Raw genomic sequence first — 18047 nt, 5'->3', positions numbered from 1 at the left:
AAAAAATCCAAAAAGTACTATTACACGGGCATTACTAACTAAAAAAAATACTATTTAAAGCTTTTAGACCATTCAGACGGTGATTTTCCGAAAGACTCTTGAAATACTTTTGTAAAATATGAAAGACTTTCAAAACCTACTTGAAATGCCACGTCGGATACATTCCCATTACGATTTTTCAGTAGTTCTGCTGCCTTTTTTAAGCGGTAATTTCTGATAAATTCAACGGTGGTCTGGTTCGTTAAAATTTTTAATTTCCTTCTCAATTGTACAGTACTTAGATTAAGTTCATCGGCTAAGTCTGTAATATTGAAGGCACTATCTGACAAATTGGCTTCAATAATTTGTTCTATCCTTTGCAGAAAAACTTCGTCTTGTTGATTAATATTTTGTTCTTGTTGTATGGGTATAGAGAATTGCTCTTGTTCAAAATTTGGGTCGGGGAAATAGGTAATCGGCGAAGGAAGGTCATCATTATTAAGCGGTATGTTGTGATATTCAGGTTGATATTCTAACATATTTGTAGCGTCAGCTTCAGATTGTTGAGACCTGAGGTAGATTTTACAGATTAACAAAATAAAAAAGGTAATTTTGATAGGGTCTGAAAAAAATACAAGGCTATTGATAAAAGCAAAATCTATGACTTGTAAAAGCCTGAGTTGAAGAAGAATAAAGCCTGTGAAGCTAAATATAAATGACAACACAAAGTACCATTCCAATTTTACCTTTTTGTAATAAGCATACGCAAAAAGTAGCAAGATAGATATATCCACAATCAGCGTATTTAATACATTCATTTTTATCCACCTCCAGTTATAATCAAAATAGATGGCTAGCGTCAATACAAAAGTTGAAACGATGAATGCATACAAATACCATTTTATCCATTTAGGATATAAAGTATTTATCGGTAAAAAGCAGCATGTCAATATAATTTCTAGGATAGCCAAAAGGCGATAAGGCAGTGCGTTGAGGAGGGTAGATTGTATTGGGTTGTTGGTAAAGAAATCTCCGATTGATTCATGATAGGCTAATATCGTATACAAAATACAGAATGAATAAACAGCGAAAATCTTATAGGTATTGGTTTTCAATAAAAAGAAGGCTATAATAGAAATGAGTAAGTTTCCCAAAAGTTGAACACCATCTAAAATCCATACTTTACGTTCGTCTGAATATCTTTTAATTTCATAGACGGGTTCGGGCATTATCAGGAAAGTTGCATAAAAAGCTCTTTGACTAGTAGTTTTAATAAAAAGTGTTTTGGGTTGATTAGCCAACAAATTAAAATGAATAATGGGGTAATATGAGCTATAACTTCTTTTATCTTTGGCTATAAAACAGCCTCCTTTGAATACCTTATATTGATTATTTTGTTGGGGGATAAATACATCAAAGTATTCAATTATTGGATTGTCACATTCAAATACCCAATTAGATGTTTTTGCTGAAACTAAACTTATTTTAAACCATTGAGTAGCATCTGAAAAACCAACATGAATGTTATTTTTTTTATAAACAGAGAAAGGTTTACTTTGAATATCACGAAAGCTGAGTTTTGAATTACTCGTTTCGAAATACTCCAGTGAAGAAGCTATATTGAAGGGTGAAGAAAGGTTTGTCAGGTTGATTGTTTCATTTGCGAAAGTTTTATGATTGCACAAAACAAAACATATTATACAGAAAACCATTTCTCTAAAAAGTCGAGAAATTAACATTTATCGTTCTACTTACTTAGCCAAATTTATTTAATAATATGATGATTAATTATTTCATTAAAAGCCTAATCAAAAATATGGTATATTAACATATGTTAATATACGAGGTTTTTTGAAATTGATTAATAAAAATATTATTAAATGTATCTTAGTGTGTTATTTAAAACAAAGATACTAAATCATGAACGCTTAAACAATTGTATAATCGAAAAAAATATAAGATTAATCAAGAATTATTTTTTTTAACAAAAAGTTGATTGTTGGTATTTTTTTATTTATTCTAACGTTATTTCCACTTAATATTTTCTATATATTTTCACTATTATTTTATTTTTCAACCTCGGCATTTATGAATCGTATTGATAGACTATTTGGCATATTTACTTTACTTCAATCCAAAAAATATACTCCTGCCGAAAAAATTGCAGAAAAATTCCAGATTAGTATTCGTACAGTTTATAGAGATTTAAAAGCCTTGAATGAATCAGGAATACCATTAGGTTTTGAACAAACCAAAGGATATTTTATCGTTCAGGGATTCTTCCTCCCTCCTATTTCTCTGACGAGTGATGAAGCCAATGCTCTTTTATTAATGGAATCTATCGTATATCGTTTTACTGATAAATCAATACAAAAACATTATACCAACGCTTTGAATAAAGTAAAGTCTGTGTTGCCCAATGCTCAAAAAGATAAGATAGATTTCCTTTCAGATAATATCAAAATTCAGGTTCATCCAAACCGTGAACAGCAAAACTATGAATACCTATCAGCTTTGCAACAAGCTATTTCTACTAAAACTATCATCGACTTTGACTATAAGAATAATAGTGATGAAATCAGTAATCGACGGGCTGAACCTATAGGCTTAATTTTCTATGCTTTCAACTGGCATTTGATTGCTTGGTGTCATAAAAGAAACGAGTATCGAGATTTCAGGGTATCTAGAATTATTGTTGTAAAAGATACCCAAATGCCCTTTCAAAAAAATGATCATATCCCCCTATCAGACTATATGAAACTGCTTCCTGTCAATTATTAATTTTATTTATGTCTCTTCAAAAAGTACTGACATAGGGTTGTCAGTGAGAGACCGTTTCTTTGCATCATCAACCAAAAAAACTAACAAAATGACGATGATTGCAATGTTCTTAAAGGAGTTAGACCAAGAAGCGGTTAGTACTCGTAAAATGTTATCGATTGTTCCAGCAGATAAATTCAACTGGCAACCTCATCCTAAAAGTATGACTGTGCTTAGATTGGCAACTCATATTGCTGAGTTACCATCGTGGGTAGGATTGGCATTAACAACGAGTGAATTAGATTTTGGCGTGGGCGATTATCAACCTGCCACTATTAATACGACAGCCGACCTATTAGATTTATTCGAAAAAAATTTAGAAGATGCCAAAACTCATTTATTAGCAGCTACTGAAGACCAATTAGATGAAAGCTGGACTTTAAGGAATGGCGATACTATTTATAGCACTACGCCCAAAAGCGAAACTATCCGCCATGCTTATTGTCAAATTGTGCACCACAGAGCACAATTAGGTGTTTTCTTGCGTTTGCTGGATATTCCTATTCCAGGGTGTTATGGACCAAGTGCTGATGAAATGGGTTTGTATTAGTTAAGATGAATTGAATAGGAAGGCTATTAAAATTAGCTTTCCTATTATCCAAATTACTATTCAAGAATAAGCCTTTATAGTTGAAGAATGTTGTAGCAATCAATACCTTTGTAAAAATAAAAAAGAAGATTATGCTAGCTATCAATAAAATTCATCATATCGCTATTATTTGCTCGGACTATCCTACTTCTAAAAAATTCTATACTGAAATACTTGGGTTTAATATTGAGAATGAAGTATTTAGGGCTGAAAGGGAATCTTATAAATTAGATTTATCAGTAAATGGAGTTTATCAAATAGAGTTATTTTCATTCCCGAACCCTCCTGCTCGCCCATCACGACCAGAGTCTTGTGGATTAAGACATTTAGCATTTGAGGTGAACAATATTCAGGAAACACACGATTATCTAACAGGATGTAAGGTAGATTGTGAAAGTATTAGAGTGGATGAATTTACAGGAAAGAGCTTCTTTTTTATCAGCGACCCAGATGGTTTACCGATTGAATTCTATGAAAAATAAAAGTGGTACCACTTTCTTTCGAAAGGTAGTACCACAGAACCATAAGGTTAAGAGGGAAGTTTGTGTATAGGAACTAAAATTTGCACGGGTTAGATTATTAAGTATATAATAGGTATTGTAATTTTATTTATAAGAAATCCTCAGGCGGATAGTATATTTTGTGGTAATCAAGCCAGTTTTGTAGAAGATTTTTCTTTCTTTTGGGTACTCCTATTTGTATAGATTCCCGAGCAATGTTACTATTTAGTTTTACAAAAAGTAAATTAAGCACTTGAGAATACATCACAAATGAAACATCATTTGGACTAAATACCTCACCAGATTCACTCGTTAATTGAAAAGGTGCGTGCTCTGTCATAAATTAAATGGCTAGTCAAACTCTTTAAAAAAGAATAATATTTTGAAATACTTAGGCTGACGTAAATTTTTCCTTATTTCAAGTACGATTTACTGTTACAAAGTAAGCGAGTTTTTATAGAAGATTTTAGCGTAAAAATACCTGTTTTACAAAAAATAATTTTACTCATTATTATTACCTTATGTTAAACATAGATAGCTCTGAAAGTATTTCATGGGAAGATTTTGAGAAAGTAAAGCTTCAAATAGGAACTATTTTAGAGGCTAAAGATTTTCCCAAAGCCAAAAAGCCTGCCTATCAACTAATCATAGATTTAGGTCCAGATATTGGCCTTAAAAAATCGTCGGCCCAACTTACTAAATTATATACTAAAGAAGAACTAGTAGGTAAGCAGGTTATTTGCGTGACGAACTTTCCACCCAGACAAGTAGCCAATTTTATCTCAGAAGTATTGGTAACAGGTTTTATTTTGCCAGATGGCGAAGTAGTATTAGCCGCAGTAGAAAGAAATGTACCAAATGGCACGAGGTTGGCATAATAGGTTTTAGGGAACTACTCGTATTGGATATCCTGCTATAAGCTTTGTTTTCAATCGTTTATACGATACATTTTTGATATTGAAATAACTTTGTGGATGAAGAATATTCCAATAATTATGTTTAATTTTACATACTAATCTTAATTGCTTATATTAATTTGTATTGTTATTTTGACCTCAACTGAAAAAATGAAAACTTTATTCATCTTCATACTTACCTTCTTTGTTTTTTCCAAAGCATCGGGTTTTGGTTTGATTGAATATTCTACGGTGATGCATACAAAACACCGTACTAGACAAGATACTCTCAGAAACAATAATCAACAATTTGACGTTATACAAACAGCTACTCTTTTAAAAAAAGAGCCTGAAAAAACCGATAATAACCATTTTACAAAATCATTGATTCAATGGTTGGCTAATGGGGTTAAAAGTACGGTTGAATTCATTACAAGTGCTTTTATTAATATTGGAAAGGCTATTCTAGCGGCCATTATCCATATATTTACCTCAAAAGCGGTTTACATAATTAGTTGATTAGAAAGTTATCAGTAAAAAAATAAATTTATGACCCCAAACATTGGCATTTCTATTGAGAGTTTACAGAAAACCTCGACACTTCTGAATACATTATTGGCTGACGAATACGTACTTTATACCAAAACCAGAAATTATCATTGGAATGTAACTGGTCCCAATTTTATTGAATATCATACTTTTTTTGAGAGCTTGTATGATTTCGTAGACGAGCAGATTGATGCAATTGCTGAGCGTATTCGTACTCTAGGGCATTTTCCGTTGGCTTCTTTGCACGAGTTTCTGTCTGTAACCAGACTATTAGAGACTAAACATCAACAAAGTTCTGCTTTAGTAATGTTGCAAGAATTACTAAACGACCACGAAACAATTATCAGGGTATTAAGACAGGATATTAAAACTACTGCCGATGAATTGGGAGATGCTGCGACAAGCGATTTTTTAACGGGACTAATGGCTGAACACGAAAAAATAGCATGGAAAATCAGGGCTTATTTAAGCTAATACTCCATGAAAATACAGATTAAGACAACCGTAAATCAAGACCTTCTCAGTGTTTGGGAAGGCTTTGATTTAAAATTATTCAAAGCTCTCGCTCCTCCTTTTCCTCCTGTCGTTATTAAACAGTTTGATGGCTGTCGAACAGGAGATGTGGTGCATCTGGTATTGAACTTTATTTTCTTTAAACAAGATTGGATTTCAAACATCATCGAACAAAAAAATAGCGAACGCAGCATTTATTTTATCGACCAAGGTACTGTCCTTCCTTTCTTTTTGAAATATTGGCACCATGAACATAGGCTAGAAAGCCTGCAAACTGGTACGATAATCACTGATAATATCGACTTTAATACTCCTTACTTATTGACGGATTACTTGGTATATCCTCTGTTATATCTTCAATTTTTATATAGAAAACCAATTTATAAACGTTACTTTCAATAAAGCAAAATCCACTCTATATTTGCAAAGGGTGGATTTTTTGTGTTAATTCGTTTTGAGAAAATACATTTCATTGAAATTTAGGATTAAAATCTAATCATTTCGACACAAACAAACTTAATATTAAATGAAGCTAAACATTACCACTAAAATTATCATCGGATTTATCATCGGAATAATTGTAGGGCAAATTATGCACACTCAGCTGAGTGAAGAGCAAATCAATGAAGCCAGCAAGAATATAAAACTATTAGGAGATATATTTTTAAGAAGTATTCACCTGATTGTTGGTCCACTTATTTTCTGTACTTTATCTGTGGGCGTGGCTAAATTGGGCGATTTCCGCTTGGTGGGTCGAATTGGCTTGAAAACGTTGGCGTACTTTTATTTCGCTACTATCTTATCATTACTGGTAGGTTTAGTTTTTGTAAATATTACTCGTCCAGGTGAATTTGGTACTTGGAAACTCCCTCCAACAGGTATAGAAACAGGCGTAACAGCCAAACCTTTAAAGACTTTTAGAGACTTCCTTTTCGAGATTTTCCCCGACAATATTTTCCAAGTATTTGCTGAAAACAAAACATTAGGAATCATCATGATTTCAATTGTGTTCGGGATAGCTTTGGCTACTATGGGCGAACATGGCAAAAAAATATCAAAAGGCATCGACTGGATTGGCGAGGCTATCTTTAAGATAGTAGGCTATATCATGTTGTTGGCTCCATTTGCAGTTTTTGCATCGATGACCAACGTGATTGCACGCAATGGCTTAGGTGTTTTGGTATCATACGCTTACCTAATTGTTTGCTTTTTCAGTGCATTACTCTTCTTTATTTTCGTAGTACTTTGGCTAATTTGCTACTTCCTGAAAATCCCATATTGGCGATTGATGGCAGCGATGAAAGATGCTATTTTACTTTCATTCAGTACGGCAAGTTCTGAGGCTTCAATGCCAAAGCAAATAGAATCGTTAAAGGGCTTAGGTATCAGCGAAAGAATCATTGGTTTTGTATTGCCTTTAGGCTATAGTTTCAACCTTGATGGCTCGATGATGTACATGACGTTTGCAACAGGCTTTATTGCCCAAGCATACGGTATGCCATTGAACTTAGACCAACAAGTAACCATGTTATTAACGTTATTATTAGCGAGCAAAGGTATCGCAGGTGTGCCACGTGCTAGCTTAGTAGTAATTATGGGCACCATGACGCTCTTTGGACTTCCACAAGAGGGTTTAGTATTGCTTTTGGGCGTTGATCCTTTCTTGGATATGGGTCGTTCGGCAACATCTGTTGTGGGTAATGCTGTGGCTACTGTAGTAGTGAGTAAGTGGGAAGGCGAGAAATTGAGCGAAGCTTAACACTTTAATCCGTATTATAGATTATTTAGACAAAATCCTTTTCTATTAGCTGGTGACTTAAGTCACCAGCTAATAGAAAAGGATTTTGAGATTTATATTATTGAAAGAGCCGTTTTTACAAAATGTTTCCTTAAATAAGGTCAAACAAAGCAAGAAACTATTAATCCTTCTATCACTAGCGAGGTACTTAAGTACCTCGCTAGTGATAGAAGGATTAATAAGCGATGTTTTATTCCTAAACAATCTCAACACTAGCTGCTCTTTTAGCTGGAAAATATGAGGCTAATAACGTAATGATTACAACCACTACAGCCGTAAAGAAGAAATCAGAAACCTCCATTTTAATAGGATAAGCATCTATTAACGCACCGACTATTCCCATTGAAATAAAGCCATAAGTTAGTTGTAACCAGCAAAGGGTGAAGCCTAATAATAACCCTACAATGGCACCTGTAAACGCTACAATTGCTCCTTCTAATAAAAATATCTTTTGTATGATTCTGGCATCTGCTCCCATGGCATACAAGGTTTTTACATCTTCTTTTTTCTCGATAGCCAACATCGACAGGGAGAAAAATATATTAAAACTAGCGATACCTATGATAAAAGTAAGTGTTAGGAATACAAACAACTTTTCAATTTTGATAGCCCTTAATAAAGAAGCGTGTTGTTCATCTTGATTCTGCACGACAAATTCATTGCCTAACACATCCTTTAGTGCATCTTGAATAGTCGCCACCTCCTCTTCATTCGCTACTTTTATTTCTAAAGCCGTTCGCTGATTCTCTAGTTCAAATAAATTTTGGGCAAACGAAAGCGGAGCATAAATATAATTGTCATCATATTGTTGTTCAATCGCAAATACACCTGCTGGTACCAGATTCATTTTATTAAAAGCATCGGTAGCATAAAAATCCAACGTTTTAGTTTGCTTGTTTCTGGGATACCATACTTCCAAAGGCGTAAAGAACGCATCAATATCTATTCCTAGTTTTACAGCAATCCCCGACCCTACAATGGAATAAGCAATGCCACTATCTTGAAGGATGGCGTGACCATCAATCATCGTTTTTTGCAAACGTTCTTGTTTCAAAAAACTTTCGTCAACACCCTTTAAATTTACTACCATTTGAGCATTGCGATAACGTAGCAACACGTTTTCTTCAATTACCTGTGTGATGCTTCCTATACCTTGAACCTTGCTGATTTTTTTTAACAGTGCTGGTGGGCAACTAAAGTATTTTCCTTTTTTAGCACTAACTTTCAAATCTGCATCAAAGCTTTTATACAAGCCTCTTTGGAAATCTTCTAGCCCATTAAATACTGACAAAACAACTACCAAAGCCATCGTTCCAACACCTACTCCTAACATCGAAATCATCGATATTAAAGAAATAAAAGATGTTTTTTTCCTAGCAAAAAAGTATCGTTTTGCAATAAAAAAGGGGAAATTCATAATAGAGTTATTGGTGATTGAGTGAGTTAGTGATTGAGTGAATTAGGTAGTTGTAAGTTAGTGAATTGCGAGTTGACAATTTTTCTTAAAATATCTTTTATATATAATGAAGAGTGTTGAAAGTGTTCATTGAAATCACTAACTCACAACTCACTCAATCACCAACTTTCTACTCCTCTATCTCCTCTCCTTCTTTCAAAGGTGGAATATCAAGGCCAGAAATTAAGGCATCCATTTGGGCAGCATATTCTGCTGTATCGTCAATAAAAAATTCAAGGTTTGGAATAATCCTCGCTTGATTACGAATTCTGTTGCCTAAAATCCCTCTAATATGCTTAGATTTTTCACGAATGTCTTGTAACAAACCTGCTTTATCGTTAGCTAGCATAAAACTTAGATATACTCTTGCTATTGCTAAATCGGGAGTCATTTTAACGTCTGTTATCGTTACAAATGCCTTTCCGAAAGTTGTACGCATATCTTTTTGAAAAATGTCGCTCAAATCTTGTTGAATTAATTTAGCGAATTGTTGTTGTCTTTTCGATTCCATTTTAATGTTAATTTCTGCAAATACTTATAATCATCATCTGCGCCGTTGCATAAACTTCTTATGCTCTTCTTCAATAATCTCACAAATTTCGGAATAATTATTGGATTCACCGTAAATTCGTGAAAAACTTGAATACCTTAACAAAATATGCTCAGTTTCTTTAAAGTAAACGCTGTCTATCAAATTTTTAGTTTATTGATTTTACTAATCCTTATCCGAATGCCCGTGTATTTGGTAGGTTTGCCACAACTGATTCCAGAATTGCAATGGATGTTGGTTGGCGAGCAAATCAACAAAGGCTTTGTAATGTATTCTGAAATCTGGGATAACACTGCTCCGCTTTCTACATTGGTATATGCAGGAATCGACGGACTCTTTGGACGTTCGCAGTCTGTTTACCAAATTGTGGCTTTGCTACTTACCTACTTTCAAGCTGTTTACTTCAACGTAATGGTCAATAACAGAGACCTCTTTGCGAAAAGGAATTACCTGCCAGGTTTGTTCTATTTACTTTTTATGAACATATCGTTCGACTGCTGTACACTGTCACCAGTATTGATGGCTACTACCTTCGTATTACTGTCGTTAGGTACATTGGTTAAACAAATGAACCGCCTTCAAGCAACCGATGAAGTATTTGAAATTGGCTTTTTTATAGGGCTGGCTACTTTATTTTATCCTCCAGCAGGGGTATTTATTTTGTGGGCTACTTCCTCATTATTATTCTTTAGTGGTACTACGTTGCGCCAGCACTCTTTATCAATCTTTGGTTTTTTGTTCCCTTTATTACTTACTGCACTATTTTTCTATCTGAATGGTACGTATGACGCTTTCTCTAGAAATTTTATTTCTTCTGTATTACAACTTCGTCAATATGATTTGAATGACTTTCGAAGTTTGTTGGCCACCTTGCTTCTTCCTTTTACTTTTGGCGTATTAGGATTTCTAAGATTGGTAAATGCCGTTGGGTTCAACAACTACCAGATTCGTTGTCAACAAGTAATGATGATTTGGGCCATTGCTGGGGTTGTATCTATTGGTTTGATGCCTTTCTTGGCACCTATGCAATTCATCATTTTTGTACCTGCTATCGCATTTTTTACCGTTAGTTTTTTTAATAATACCAAAAGGGCTTGGCTGGCAGAGCTAACATGCTTGGCGTTGTTTTCGGCTGTTTTATTGATTCACTATCAAGCAGTATATTTCAAAGGGGTAGAAACTTTTGTACAACTGAAAAATTTGAAACTAAAGGAAGAGCCTGAGATAAAGCTAAGCAATAAAAAAATACTGGTTTTTGGCGATGGTATGGAGGAGTACAAAAATAACTTTGCTGCTACGCCTTATATCAATTGGAGTTTAGCAAAATACGAACTGGAGAACCTGGATAACTATAATAATGTGATTAACATTTTAAGCAATTTCGAGAAAGATTATCCAGAAGTAATTATTGATAAGGTAAACCTAACACCGAAGTTATTCAAAAGAATACCTGTGTTAGCCCGCAAATATCATGCGATTGGGAATGGTGTTTATGAGTTGAATTAATATAAATTACTCATTTTAAACTCTTATCACTAGGCAGGGACTTAAGTCCCTGCCTAGTGATAATGTAGGATTAACAAGGTATCTTATCAATCCTAGTTTTATGTCTTCCTCCTTCGAATTCAGTTGAGAAAAACACTTTTGTAATTTCAATAGCATCTGCTAAACTCATGAAGCGAACAGGAATACACAAGATGTTGGCATCGTTATGCTGACGTATCAATGATGCAACTTCTACGTTCCAAGCCAATCCTGCACGAATTCCTTGATGTTTATTAGCCGTAATAGCCACTCCGTTGGCACTACCGCACAACAAAATACCAAAAGTATATTCCTTGTTTTCTACGGCTGATGCTACTGGGTGAGCAAAGTCTGCGTAGTCGCAAGAAGCATCGCTATAAGGCCCAAAATCATTTACTTCGTAGCCTTCGGCTATTAAAAACTTTATTAATTCGGTTTTATATTCAAACCCTGCATGGTCACCACCGATGGCGATTTTCTTGATAAATTCCATAAAAAAGTATGTATTTGTAAAATCTAACGTTTTTTTTCGTTACTTCAACTTATTCATTAACAAAGGTACGGAAGTATCAATATTTTTTAACGATTAAAATTCGAAAAGCTATGACAGACAGAGAGAGCGAGAAACTAATGACGCACGATGATAAGATTAAAAAAGCGTTTATTGACCATACTTGGGCAGAAATTCATTCTGAAGAATCTTGGAGAACTTTCAAGATTATGGCTGAATTTGTAGAGGGAGTAGACAAATTAGCAAAGATTGGTCCATGTGTTTCTATTTTTGGCTCGGCAAGAACAAAACCCGAAAATCCTTATTATTTAATGGCTGAAGAAATTGCTTCTAAGCTAGTTCGTCATGGTTATGGCGTAATTACTGGGGGTGGGCCTGGCCTGATGGAAGCTGCTAACAAAGGTGCAAAATTACAAGGTGGGAAATCTGTAGGGTTAAACATCCAATTGCCTTTTGAGCAAAAACCAAATGACTACATCGACCGCGACAAGAGTATTGATTTTGAATACTTCTTTGTTCGTAAGGTAATGTTTGTAAAATATTCTCAAGGGTTTATTATCATGCCCGGTGGCTTTGGTACTTTAGACGAAATGTTTGAATCACTTACATTGATGCAAACCCAAAAAATAGGGCGTTTTCCAGTAGTATTGGTAGGCAAAAAATATTGGAGTGGATTATTAGAATGGGTAAAAGAAACAATGATTTCGGAAGGAAATATTAATCCAGATGATTTAAACTTGATTTCATTAGTTGATAATCCGACGGATGCCGTAAAAGTAATTGATGATTTTTACGCTAAGTATTTGTTGAAACCAAACTTCTAAGAAAAGTAAATAAGCAGTCGCTCGCCTCAGGCGAGTGACTGCTATTAAAAGGCTTCCAGCCTAAATCTACCCCTAAAAAAAACACTAATATGTCTGAACTAAGAAAAGCCAACGTTCCTTATGCTACTTATTTCATAACGCTCTCCGTAGTAGGTTGGATTGATGTTTTCACACGACAAATCTATACTGAAGAAATCATTAAAAATTTAAAGTATTGTCAGGCTCACAAAGATTTAGAAATCTTTGAATATGTAATCATGCCAAGTCATATCCATCTAATTTGTAGGAGAAATAATGCATTACGATTGGGCGATTTATTACGAGACTTTAAGAGTTATTCAGCCAAAGAAATTCTAAAACTGATTCAAGCGAATCCAGAAGAAAGTAGGCAAGAATGGATGATGTATATGTTTAAGTTTTTTGCTAATCGCTATGCACAAAATGCTGAGTTTATGTTTTGGCAAAAAACAAATTATCCCATTGAATTATATTCTCAGAAAGTAACCCAACAAAAAGTAGATTATATTCACAACAATCCTGTAGCGGCTGGTATAGTCACAGACCCTGCTTATTATCTGTATAGCAGTGCTTGCCCACTTTCGCCCATAAAAACTAGTCAAAGGTAATACAACCGCAGTCGCTCGCTTCAAACGAGTGACCATTATATGTAGTCGCTAGCCTCAGGCGAGTGACGACTATTATGAGGCTTCCAGCCGAAAAAACAATAAAGGCTGGAAGCCTTTTAATAATGGTCACTCGCTTGAAGCGAGCGACTGCATTTGTATCTATTTCTTAGGCTCATTCAATTCTATTACATAACCATCAGGGTCAGTAACGTAGATTTGGAACGCACCATCAAAACGCATTTGTCTATGATAAGCCACATTATTTGCTTTTAAAAAAGCCTCAATACCATCGGCAGAATTTGTAGGAATTGATAATGAAAAATGTGCACCATTTTTATCATTATTCGCTACAGGTTGCTCTCTACCCAGTAATAAATGTAATTCTTGCCCCGGGGCTACTTTAAACCATCTTCTTATAGCCAATAGGTTATCTGGCACATCTACAGGCGATAATCCGATAATTTCTCGATAGAACTTTGCACTTACTTTCAAATCCTTTACTGCCAAACCCACGTGGTTATATGAAAGAATCTCTATCCCTTTTTTAGGAGCATCTTGTGCGAAAGTTTTATTACTGAACACGAGGCAAACGAGTAAGCCTGCAATCAATTGAACTGTTTTCATTGGTTGATTTTAGATTGTTTATAAATTTCCTTTTTTTAATTCTTTCACCGCATAATCAGCCGCTCGGGCAGTCATGGCCATATAAGTAAGCGATGGGTTCACACAAGATGCCGAAGTCATGAAAGCACCGTCTGTTACAAATACATTCTTACAAGCCCAAACCTGATTCCATTTGTTGAGCACCGAAGTCTTAGGGTCATGTCCCATTCGGGCAGTTCCCATTTCGTGAATCCCTAACCCAGGGTAACTAATATCATCATAACTATTTACATTTTTGAATCCTGCGGCTTCCAGCATTTCGGCAGCATCATTTTTCATATCCACACGCATTTTCTTTTCATTCTCTTTAAACTCAGCATCCATTTTTAAAACAGGTTGTCCCCATTTATCCGAAATTTGCTTAGACAGTTCGACCTTGTTTTCATAATAAGGCAAACATTCACCAAAGCCTCCTAAATCCATGCTCCAATTTCCTATTTGTGTTTGCTTGTGTTTGAAGTCCGCTCCAAATTCATTTTCTCCTCCCGACTGCCTATATCTTCTTGCTCCCCCTTCATAGCCAAAGCCACGTAAATAATCACGTTTATCCGTCCCTATATTTCGGAAACGTGGCACATAGCCCCCTACTGGATTTCGTCCCTTGTAATATTTATCTTTAAATTTATCTATCTCGCCCCAAGCACCAATTCTGAAATGATGATCCATCAAATTATGCCCTAATTGTCCGCTATCATCCATTCCGTTTGGAAAGCGGTTGGATACAGAGTTCAATAAGATAAAGGTAGAACCCAAGGCGGAGGCATTTAAGAACACAATTTTGGCGAAAAACTCATGCCATTCCCCCGTTTGTTCATCAATGACTCTTACACCTTTTGCTTTCTTTTTTTGTTCATCATAAATAATAGAATTCACGATAGAATGCGGACGTACTGTAAGGTTTCCAGTTTTTTGAGCAGCAGGCAAAGTAGCAGCTTGCGAGCTAAAATAAGCCCCAAACGGACAACCACGCATACACATATCACGCGACTGGCAAGAAGCACGCCCTAACGCCGATTGTTCAGATGTAGGCTTAGTAATGTGTGCTCCACGACCGTGAATCAAATAACGATTCGGAAATTTCTGGTGGACTTCTTTTGCAAAATGTTCTTCGGCACAGGTAAATTCAATCGGTGGTTGAAATTCGCCATCGGGTAAATGTGGCAGTCCATCTCGTGTACCACATATTCCTGCAAATTTTTCGGCATAGCTATACCAAGGTGCAATGTCTTTATATCGAATAGGCCAATCTATCCCGATACCTTCTTTCAAATTTGCTTCAAAATCAATATTGCTCCAACGTAACGAAACACGTCCCCACATTAATGAACGTCCGCCTACATGATACCCACGAATCCAATCAAAACGTTTGGTTTCGATGTATGGATTTTCTAAATCATTTACAAAATGTTCATGAGTAGACTCTGTAATGGTAAACCCCGTACGGTTTTGAATAGGATGCTTGGCAACAATATCTAAAGGGGCTTTTCCACCATGCTCAAAATTCCAAGGGTCAGTTAAGGCAGTTTTATAGCCTGTGATGTGCTCAATATTTCGCCCACGTTCTAGTACTAAAACCTTTAATCCTTTTTCCGAAAGTTCTTTAGCAGCCCACCCCCCACTAATTCCCGAGCCCACTACTATGGCATCATAAGTATTCTGTTCAAATTGATTTATGTTGATGTTCATCGTTTAATAATATTGAATCTTGGTATCGTAAGATAAAAGTAAAAAATATCTACGTAAACCAATGCAAACCTGTGGGGTTTGAACAGATAATAAAACAGAAAGTCCTCTCAAATCAATGAAAGGACTTTCTGTTCTTTTTATACTAAAAAATATTATTTATCTACAAAACCCATTGTTTTTTCTGGATAACGAGTACCTGCAATTTCAACAGTAGGCATTGTATAACACGTTGTTCGAGTTGTTAGCTTGCTACATCCGCAACTTTATTAAATATGTATTTCTAATCTTCTAATCCTTCACACTCCAAGCTACTAAAGCTTGTGGATTGTTGGTTGGTTGAACTAAATTATCGGGTTAGCATTTTTGTGTTTATTTTCTTAATTTGAATAGTATTGAGATAAATTTGGTATCTATTTAACAAGTAAAACTTATTTAAATTTTCTTGGTTGACAAACCTTAATCATTATAATCATTAAAAGATGGAAGCACTCTCTGTACAAACAAGTATCAAAGCCCCCATAGAAAAGGTTTGGAAATGCTGGACAACGCCAGCCGACATTATTCAATGGAATAATCCTTCGGAGGATTGGGAAACTACCAGTGTAACGCTAGATTTAAAAGATAATGGAACATTTATCTACAAAATGAAAGCCAAAGACGGTAGCGTAGCCTTTGACTTTACGGGTATCTACGACAAAGTAATTATCAACGAATACATTAAATCTACTTTATTTGATGGTCGAAAAGTTGTAAATATATTCAAGTCAAATGGCGATGAAACGATTTTAATTGAAAACTTCGACCCAGAAGCCCAAACGCCTATCCCTGATCAAGAAGCTTTTACACAAGCGGTGATAGATAATTTTAAAAAATATGTGGAGGGACTTTAGGACTAGAAGACGTTAGACTTTAGATTTAAGACTTTAGTACCCTTGCTTGGCGTAGTGTTTTCCACTACGTCAGTGTGTCAGTCCTTCTTAGAAGGCTACACCTAGTCCACAAAGGATAGTAGTATAAGTACACAACTTGAACATAATTATAAAAGGCCTTGCATTTTTGCAATGTAACATTGCAGTACACACTGACGTAGTGTAGGAACACTACGCCAAGCAGGGGCTTCTTAGAAGGCTACACCTAGTCCAAAAAGGATAGTGGTATGAGTACACAACTTGAACATAATTATAAAAGGCCTTGCATTTTTGCAATGTAACATTGCAGTACACACTGACGTAGTGTAGGAACACTACGCCAAGCAGGAGAAGTGTCAACTTTCTACTAGTATTATTCAGAAGACTTAAATAATACCTTGCTAGGAATAAAAGGTATCAATTTACTTTCAAATGGAACAGCAGGAATGCCTAATAAATCTGCTACTTCATTGCCCAATAAAAAACGCATTTGTGCTGCTGGAAATAATTTTAACAACGTATTTGGCACAAAGCTTTCTAAGGTTTGTAAAAGGGCTTTGGTAAGTAACTTACCTTCTTCAGACGACCGAAACTGGCGCTTGGCAATTACTTTGTCGAGCGTAAAGGCTTCTCTAAGGTTATTAGGGATTAATACTTTTTCTACGCCCATGATATGGCTAATTACATTCCATACATGCAAATAGGCTTCGGCTTCTGTACTTTCGGGTGCTTTCCCCGACTTCCTTAAACCTCTGATAACAATGTATGAAAAAGCTCCATTTGTACCAGCCATATCTTCTTGATTGACGGGTTTTCCCCATGCGTTATCCCATGTTCCATGATATGTTGAAAAAAAACGGATGGTGGCGTGCATTAATCTTATCTTTAATATTTTACGATAAGCAATACCATTGTGCCAGTTTTTTTCTTGCATTACGGTAAATATAAAGTCACCTGTTTCTTCTAGTCGCTTTAGGGTATCTGTTTGAATCCGCTGTGATTTTGCTAACACTCTTGCACCATCTGCTCCTGCATAACAATACGGCAAAGCCAAACAAGCCAACATAATACTAATACGTTCTTGATTTTCTTGAAAAAACTTCATGCCTTTTTGCATCATTTTCCAATTAGCAAAGTCTGGTAAAATGGGTTGCTGATTTACGAATTCGTTGACAATTGCTAAAGAATATTCTGTTTCGTTAGTATTGAGCCATTGGAAAAAATGACGCAGCCCTGCCATCTCGGTTTGCTGAAATACTTGTAGAATGATATTATCAGCTACTTCATCACCAGTTTGGCGAAGTTTGTCCATTAATTCATTCGGAAAGTAGCGGGTTGGTTTAATTAGTTGCATTTTAGGGGACTTTAGGACGTTAGAAAAATCTGCGTAAATCTGTGATTCAAATCTCTGTAAATCTGCGGGCAAAAAATCATGACCAATAAAGTAGTTCTTTCAAAAAATCTTTACCCGCTGATTTATGCTGATTTAATACGCAGATTCTGGAGAATTTTTTAGTCTTAATGTTATTTTCATTCATCTGTAATTCGCTTTCTTTAGTCTTGTATCTAAAGTCTTAAATCTAGCGTCTTTTATCTCAAAAAAAATTCTCTCCTCCACCCCACCTTTTCTACACAAAATCCATCTTATCTTTAGA

At 35.3% G+C, this 18047-nt stretch carries 20 protein-coding genes; 12 read left to right on the top strand and 8 right to left on the bottom strand.

The features are described 5' to 3' along the window. Positions 1–50: 50 nt before the first annotated feature. Positions 51–1664, bottom strand: coding sequence for a helix-turn-helix domain-containing protein (locus tag AC1RNE_RS19345; protein ID WP_492803230.1), 1614 nt, complete (start codon positions 1662–1664; stop codon positions 51–53). A gap of 403 nt (positions 1665–2067) precedes the next feature. On the opposite strand from AC1RNE_RS19345, the gene AC1RNE_RS19340 reads away from it, so the two are divergent. From AC1RNE_RS19340 to gloA2, 3 genes are all read left to right on the top strand, one after another. Then, a complete protein-coding gene (locus tag AC1RNE_RS19340; protein WP_492803229.1) occupies positions 2068–2760 on the top strand; it encodes a helix-turn-helix transcriptional regulator in 693 nt (230 codons plus the stop codon). 88 nt (positions 2761–2848) lie between these two features. Then, positions 2849–3349: a DinB family protein gene (locus AC1RNE_RS19335; RefSeq protein WP_492803228.1), complete on the top strand. Its 501-nt coding sequence runs from the start codon at positions 2849–2851 to the stop codon at positions 3347–3349. Between the two features lie 131 nt (positions 3350–3480). Further along, on the top strand, positions 3481–3870 hold the full coding sequence (gene gloA2, locus AC1RNE_RS19330) for an SMU1112c/YaeR family gloxylase I-like metalloprotein (RefSeq protein WP_492803227.1): 390 nt from the start codon (positions 3481–3483) through the stop codon (positions 3868–3870). A 127-nt stretch (positions 3871–3997) separates the two neighbouring features. On the opposite strand, the gene AC1RNE_RS19325 is transcribed toward gloA2, so the two are convergent. Then, positions 3998–4228, bottom strand: a complete 231-nt coding sequence (locus AC1RNE_RS19325) for a hypothetical protein (RefSeq protein WP_492803225.1) — start codon at positions 4226–4228, stop codon at positions 3998–4000. A gap of 181 nt (positions 4229–4409) precedes the next feature. Here AC1RNE_RS19325 and AC1RNE_RS19320 point away from each other — a divergent pair, with 181 nt between their 5' ends. From AC1RNE_RS19320 to AC1RNE_RS19300, 5 genes are all read left to right on the top strand, one after another. Then, complete coding sequence (locus AC1RNE_RS19320) at positions 4410–4766, top strand: tRNA-binding protein (protein WP_492803223.1); 357 nt, start codon at positions 4410–4412, stop codon at positions 4764–4766. Positions 4767–4955: 189 nt separating this feature from the next. Next, on the top strand, positions 4956–5303 hold the full coding sequence (locus tag AC1RNE_RS19315; RefSeq protein WP_492803221.1) for a hypothetical protein: 348 nt from the start codon (positions 4956–4958) through the stop codon (positions 5301–5303). Between the two features lie 30 nt (positions 5304–5333). Next, positions 5334–5807, top strand: coding sequence for a Dps family protein (locus tag AC1RNE_RS19310; protein WP_492803219.1), 474 nt, complete (start codon positions 5334–5336; stop codon positions 5805–5807). A 6-nt stretch (positions 5808–5813) separates the two neighbouring features. Beyond that, complete coding sequence (locus AC1RNE_RS19305; RefSeq protein ID WP_492803218.1) at positions 5814–6248, top strand: SRPBCC family protein; 435 nt, start codon at positions 5814–5816, stop codon at positions 6246–6248. Between the two features lie 124 nt (positions 6249–6372). Next, on the top strand, positions 6373–7605 hold the full coding sequence (locus AC1RNE_RS19300; protein ID WP_492803216.1) for a dicarboxylate/amino acid:cation symporter: 1233 nt from the start codon (positions 6373–6375) through the stop codon (positions 7603–7605). A 235-nt stretch (positions 7606–7840) separates the two neighbouring features. Here the strand turns inward: AC1RNE_RS19300 and AC1RNE_RS19295 are convergent, their stop codons facing one another. Continuing rightward, positions 7841–9061, bottom strand: a complete 1221-nt coding sequence (locus AC1RNE_RS19295; protein WP_492803214.1) for an ABC transporter permease — start codon at positions 9059–9061, stop codon at positions 7841–7843. A 169-nt stretch (positions 9062–9230) separates the two neighbouring features. Continuing rightward, positions 9231–9611: a 30S ribosome-binding factor RbfA gene (gene rbfA, locus AC1RNE_RS19290; protein ID WP_309921334.1), complete on the bottom strand. Its 381-nt coding sequence runs from the start codon at positions 9609–9611 to the stop codon at positions 9231–9233. A 147-nt stretch (positions 9612–9758) separates the two neighbouring features. On the opposite strand from rbfA, the gene AC1RNE_RS19285 reads away from it, so the two are divergent. After that, on the top strand, positions 9759–11156 hold the full coding sequence (locus AC1RNE_RS19285) for a hypothetical protein (protein ID WP_492803212.1): 1398 nt from the start codon (positions 9759–9761) through the stop codon (positions 11154–11156). Between the two features lie 70 nt (positions 11157–11226). On the opposite strand, the gene rpiB is transcribed toward AC1RNE_RS19285, so the two are convergent. Continuing rightward, positions 11227–11667: a ribose 5-phosphate isomerase B gene (gene rpiB, locus AC1RNE_RS19280; RefSeq protein WP_492803210.1), complete on the bottom strand. Its 441-nt coding sequence runs from the start codon at positions 11665–11667 to the stop codon at positions 11227–11229. A gap of 110 nt (positions 11668–11777) precedes the next feature. Here rpiB and AC1RNE_RS19275 point away from each other — a divergent pair, with 110 nt between their 5' ends. After that, on the top strand, positions 11778–12509 hold the full coding sequence (locus AC1RNE_RS19275; RefSeq protein WP_492803208.1) for an LOG family protein: 732 nt from the start codon (positions 11778–11780) through the stop codon (positions 12507–12509). 89 nt (positions 12510–12598) lie between these two features. Then, positions 12599–13135: an REP-associated tyrosine transposase gene (locus AC1RNE_RS19270; RefSeq protein WP_492803206.1), complete on the top strand. Its 537-nt coding sequence runs from the start codon at positions 12599–12601 to the stop codon at positions 13133–13135. Positions 13136–13294: 159 nt separating this feature from the next. On the opposite strand, the gene AC1RNE_RS19265 is transcribed toward AC1RNE_RS19270, so the two are convergent. Further along, positions 13295–13759 carry a VOC family protein gene (locus AC1RNE_RS19265; protein WP_492803204.1) on the bottom strand — a complete coding sequence of 155 codons (465 nt, stop codon included), beginning with the start codon at positions 13757–13759 and terminating at the stop codon, positions 13295–13297. A gap of 18 nt (positions 13760–13777) precedes the next feature. Beyond that, complete coding sequence (locus AC1RNE_RS19260) at positions 13778–15484, bottom strand: FAD-dependent oxidoreductase (protein WP_492803202.1); 1707 nt, start codon at positions 15482–15484, stop codon at positions 13778–13780. A 479-nt stretch (positions 15485–15963) separates the two neighbouring features. On the opposite strand from AC1RNE_RS19260, the gene AC1RNE_RS19255 reads away from it, so the two are divergent. Then, positions 15964–16374: an SRPBCC domain-containing protein gene (locus AC1RNE_RS19255; RefSeq protein ID WP_492803200.1), complete on the top strand. Its 411-nt coding sequence runs from the start codon at positions 15964–15966 to the stop codon at positions 16372–16374. A 391-nt stretch (positions 16375–16765) separates the two neighbouring features. Here AC1RNE_RS19255 and AC1RNE_RS19250 read toward each other — a convergent pair whose 3' ends face one another. Then, positions 16766–17746, bottom strand: coding sequence for an oxygenase MpaB family protein (locus AC1RNE_RS19250; protein WP_492803199.1), 981 nt, complete (start codon positions 17744–17746; stop codon positions 16766–16768). Positions 17747–18047: the final 301 nt, after the last annotated feature.

The organism is Arcicella sp. GW822-FHT02H01 (assembly GCF_058802005.1).
This window is presented reverse-complemented; position numbering and strand designations above follow the sequence as displayed.

Coding starts and splice junctions, on each gene's coding strand:
- AC1RNE_RS19285 (WP_492803212.1), top strand. CDS start 9,759: ATGCTCAGTTTCTTTAAAGTAAACGCTGTCTATCAAATTTTTAGTTTA.
- AC1RNE_RS19255 (WP_492803200.1), top strand. CDS start 15,964: ATGGAAGCACTCTCTGTACAAACAAGTATCAAAGCCCCCATAGAAAAG.
- gloA2 (WP_492803227.1), top strand. CDS start 3,481: ATGCTAGCTATCAATAAAATTCATCATATCGCTATTATTTGCTCGGAC.
- AC1RNE_RS19260 (WP_492803202.1), bottom strand. CDS start 15,484: ATGAACATCAACATAAATCAATTTGAACAGAATACTTATGATGCCATA.
- AC1RNE_RS19250 (WP_492803199.1), bottom strand. CDS start 17,746: ATGCAACTAATTAAACCAACCCGCTACTTTCCGAATGAATTAATGGAC.
- rpiB (WP_492803210.1), bottom strand. CDS start 11,667: ATGGAATTTATCAAGAAAATCGCCATCGGTGGTGACCATGCAGGGTTT.
- AC1RNE_RS19310 (WP_492803219.1), top strand. CDS start 5,334: ATGACCCCAAACATTGGCATTTCTATTGAGAGTTTACAGAAAACCTCG.
- AC1RNE_RS19275 (WP_492803208.1), top strand. CDS start 11,778: ATGACAGACAGAGAGAGCGAGAAACTAATGACGCACGATGATAAGATT.
- AC1RNE_RS19325 (WP_492803225.1), bottom strand. CDS start 4,228: ATGACAGAGCACGCACCTTTTCAATTAACGAGTGAATCTGGTGAGGTA.
- AC1RNE_RS19320 (WP_492803223.1), top strand. CDS start 4,410: ATGTTAAACATAGATAGCTCTGAAAGTATTTCATGGGAAGATTTTGAG.
- rbfA (WP_309921334.1), bottom strand. CDS start 9,611: ATGGAATCGAAAAGACAACAACAATTCGCTAAATTAATTCAACAAGAT.
- AC1RNE_RS19265 (WP_492803204.1), bottom strand. CDS start 13,759: ATGAAAACAGTTCAATTGATTGCAGGCTTACTCGTTTGCCTCGTGTTC.
- AC1RNE_RS19270 (WP_492803206.1), top strand. CDS start 12,599: ATGTCTGAACTAAGAAAAGCCAACGTTCCTTATGCTACTTATTTCATA.
- AC1RNE_RS19295 (WP_492803214.1), bottom strand. CDS start 9,061: ATGAATTTCCCCTTTTTTATTGCAAAACGATACTTTTTTGCTAGGAAA.
- AC1RNE_RS19300 (WP_492803216.1), top strand. CDS start 6,373: ATGAAGCTAAACATTACCACTAAAATTATCATCGGATTTATCATCGGA.
- AC1RNE_RS19305 (WP_492803218.1), top strand. CDS start 5,814: ATGAAAATACAGATTAAGACAACCGTAAATCAAGACCTTCTCAGTGTT.
- AC1RNE_RS19315 (WP_492803221.1), top strand. CDS start 4,956: ATGAAAACTTTATTCATCTTCATACTTACCTTCTTTGTTTTTTCCAAA.
- AC1RNE_RS19340 (WP_492803229.1), top strand. CDS start 2,068: ATGAATCGTATTGATAGACTATTTGGCATATTTACTTTACTTCAATCC.
- AC1RNE_RS19335 (WP_492803228.1), top strand. CDS start 2,849: ATGACGATGATTGCAATGTTCTTAAAGGAGTTAGACCAAGAAGCGGTT.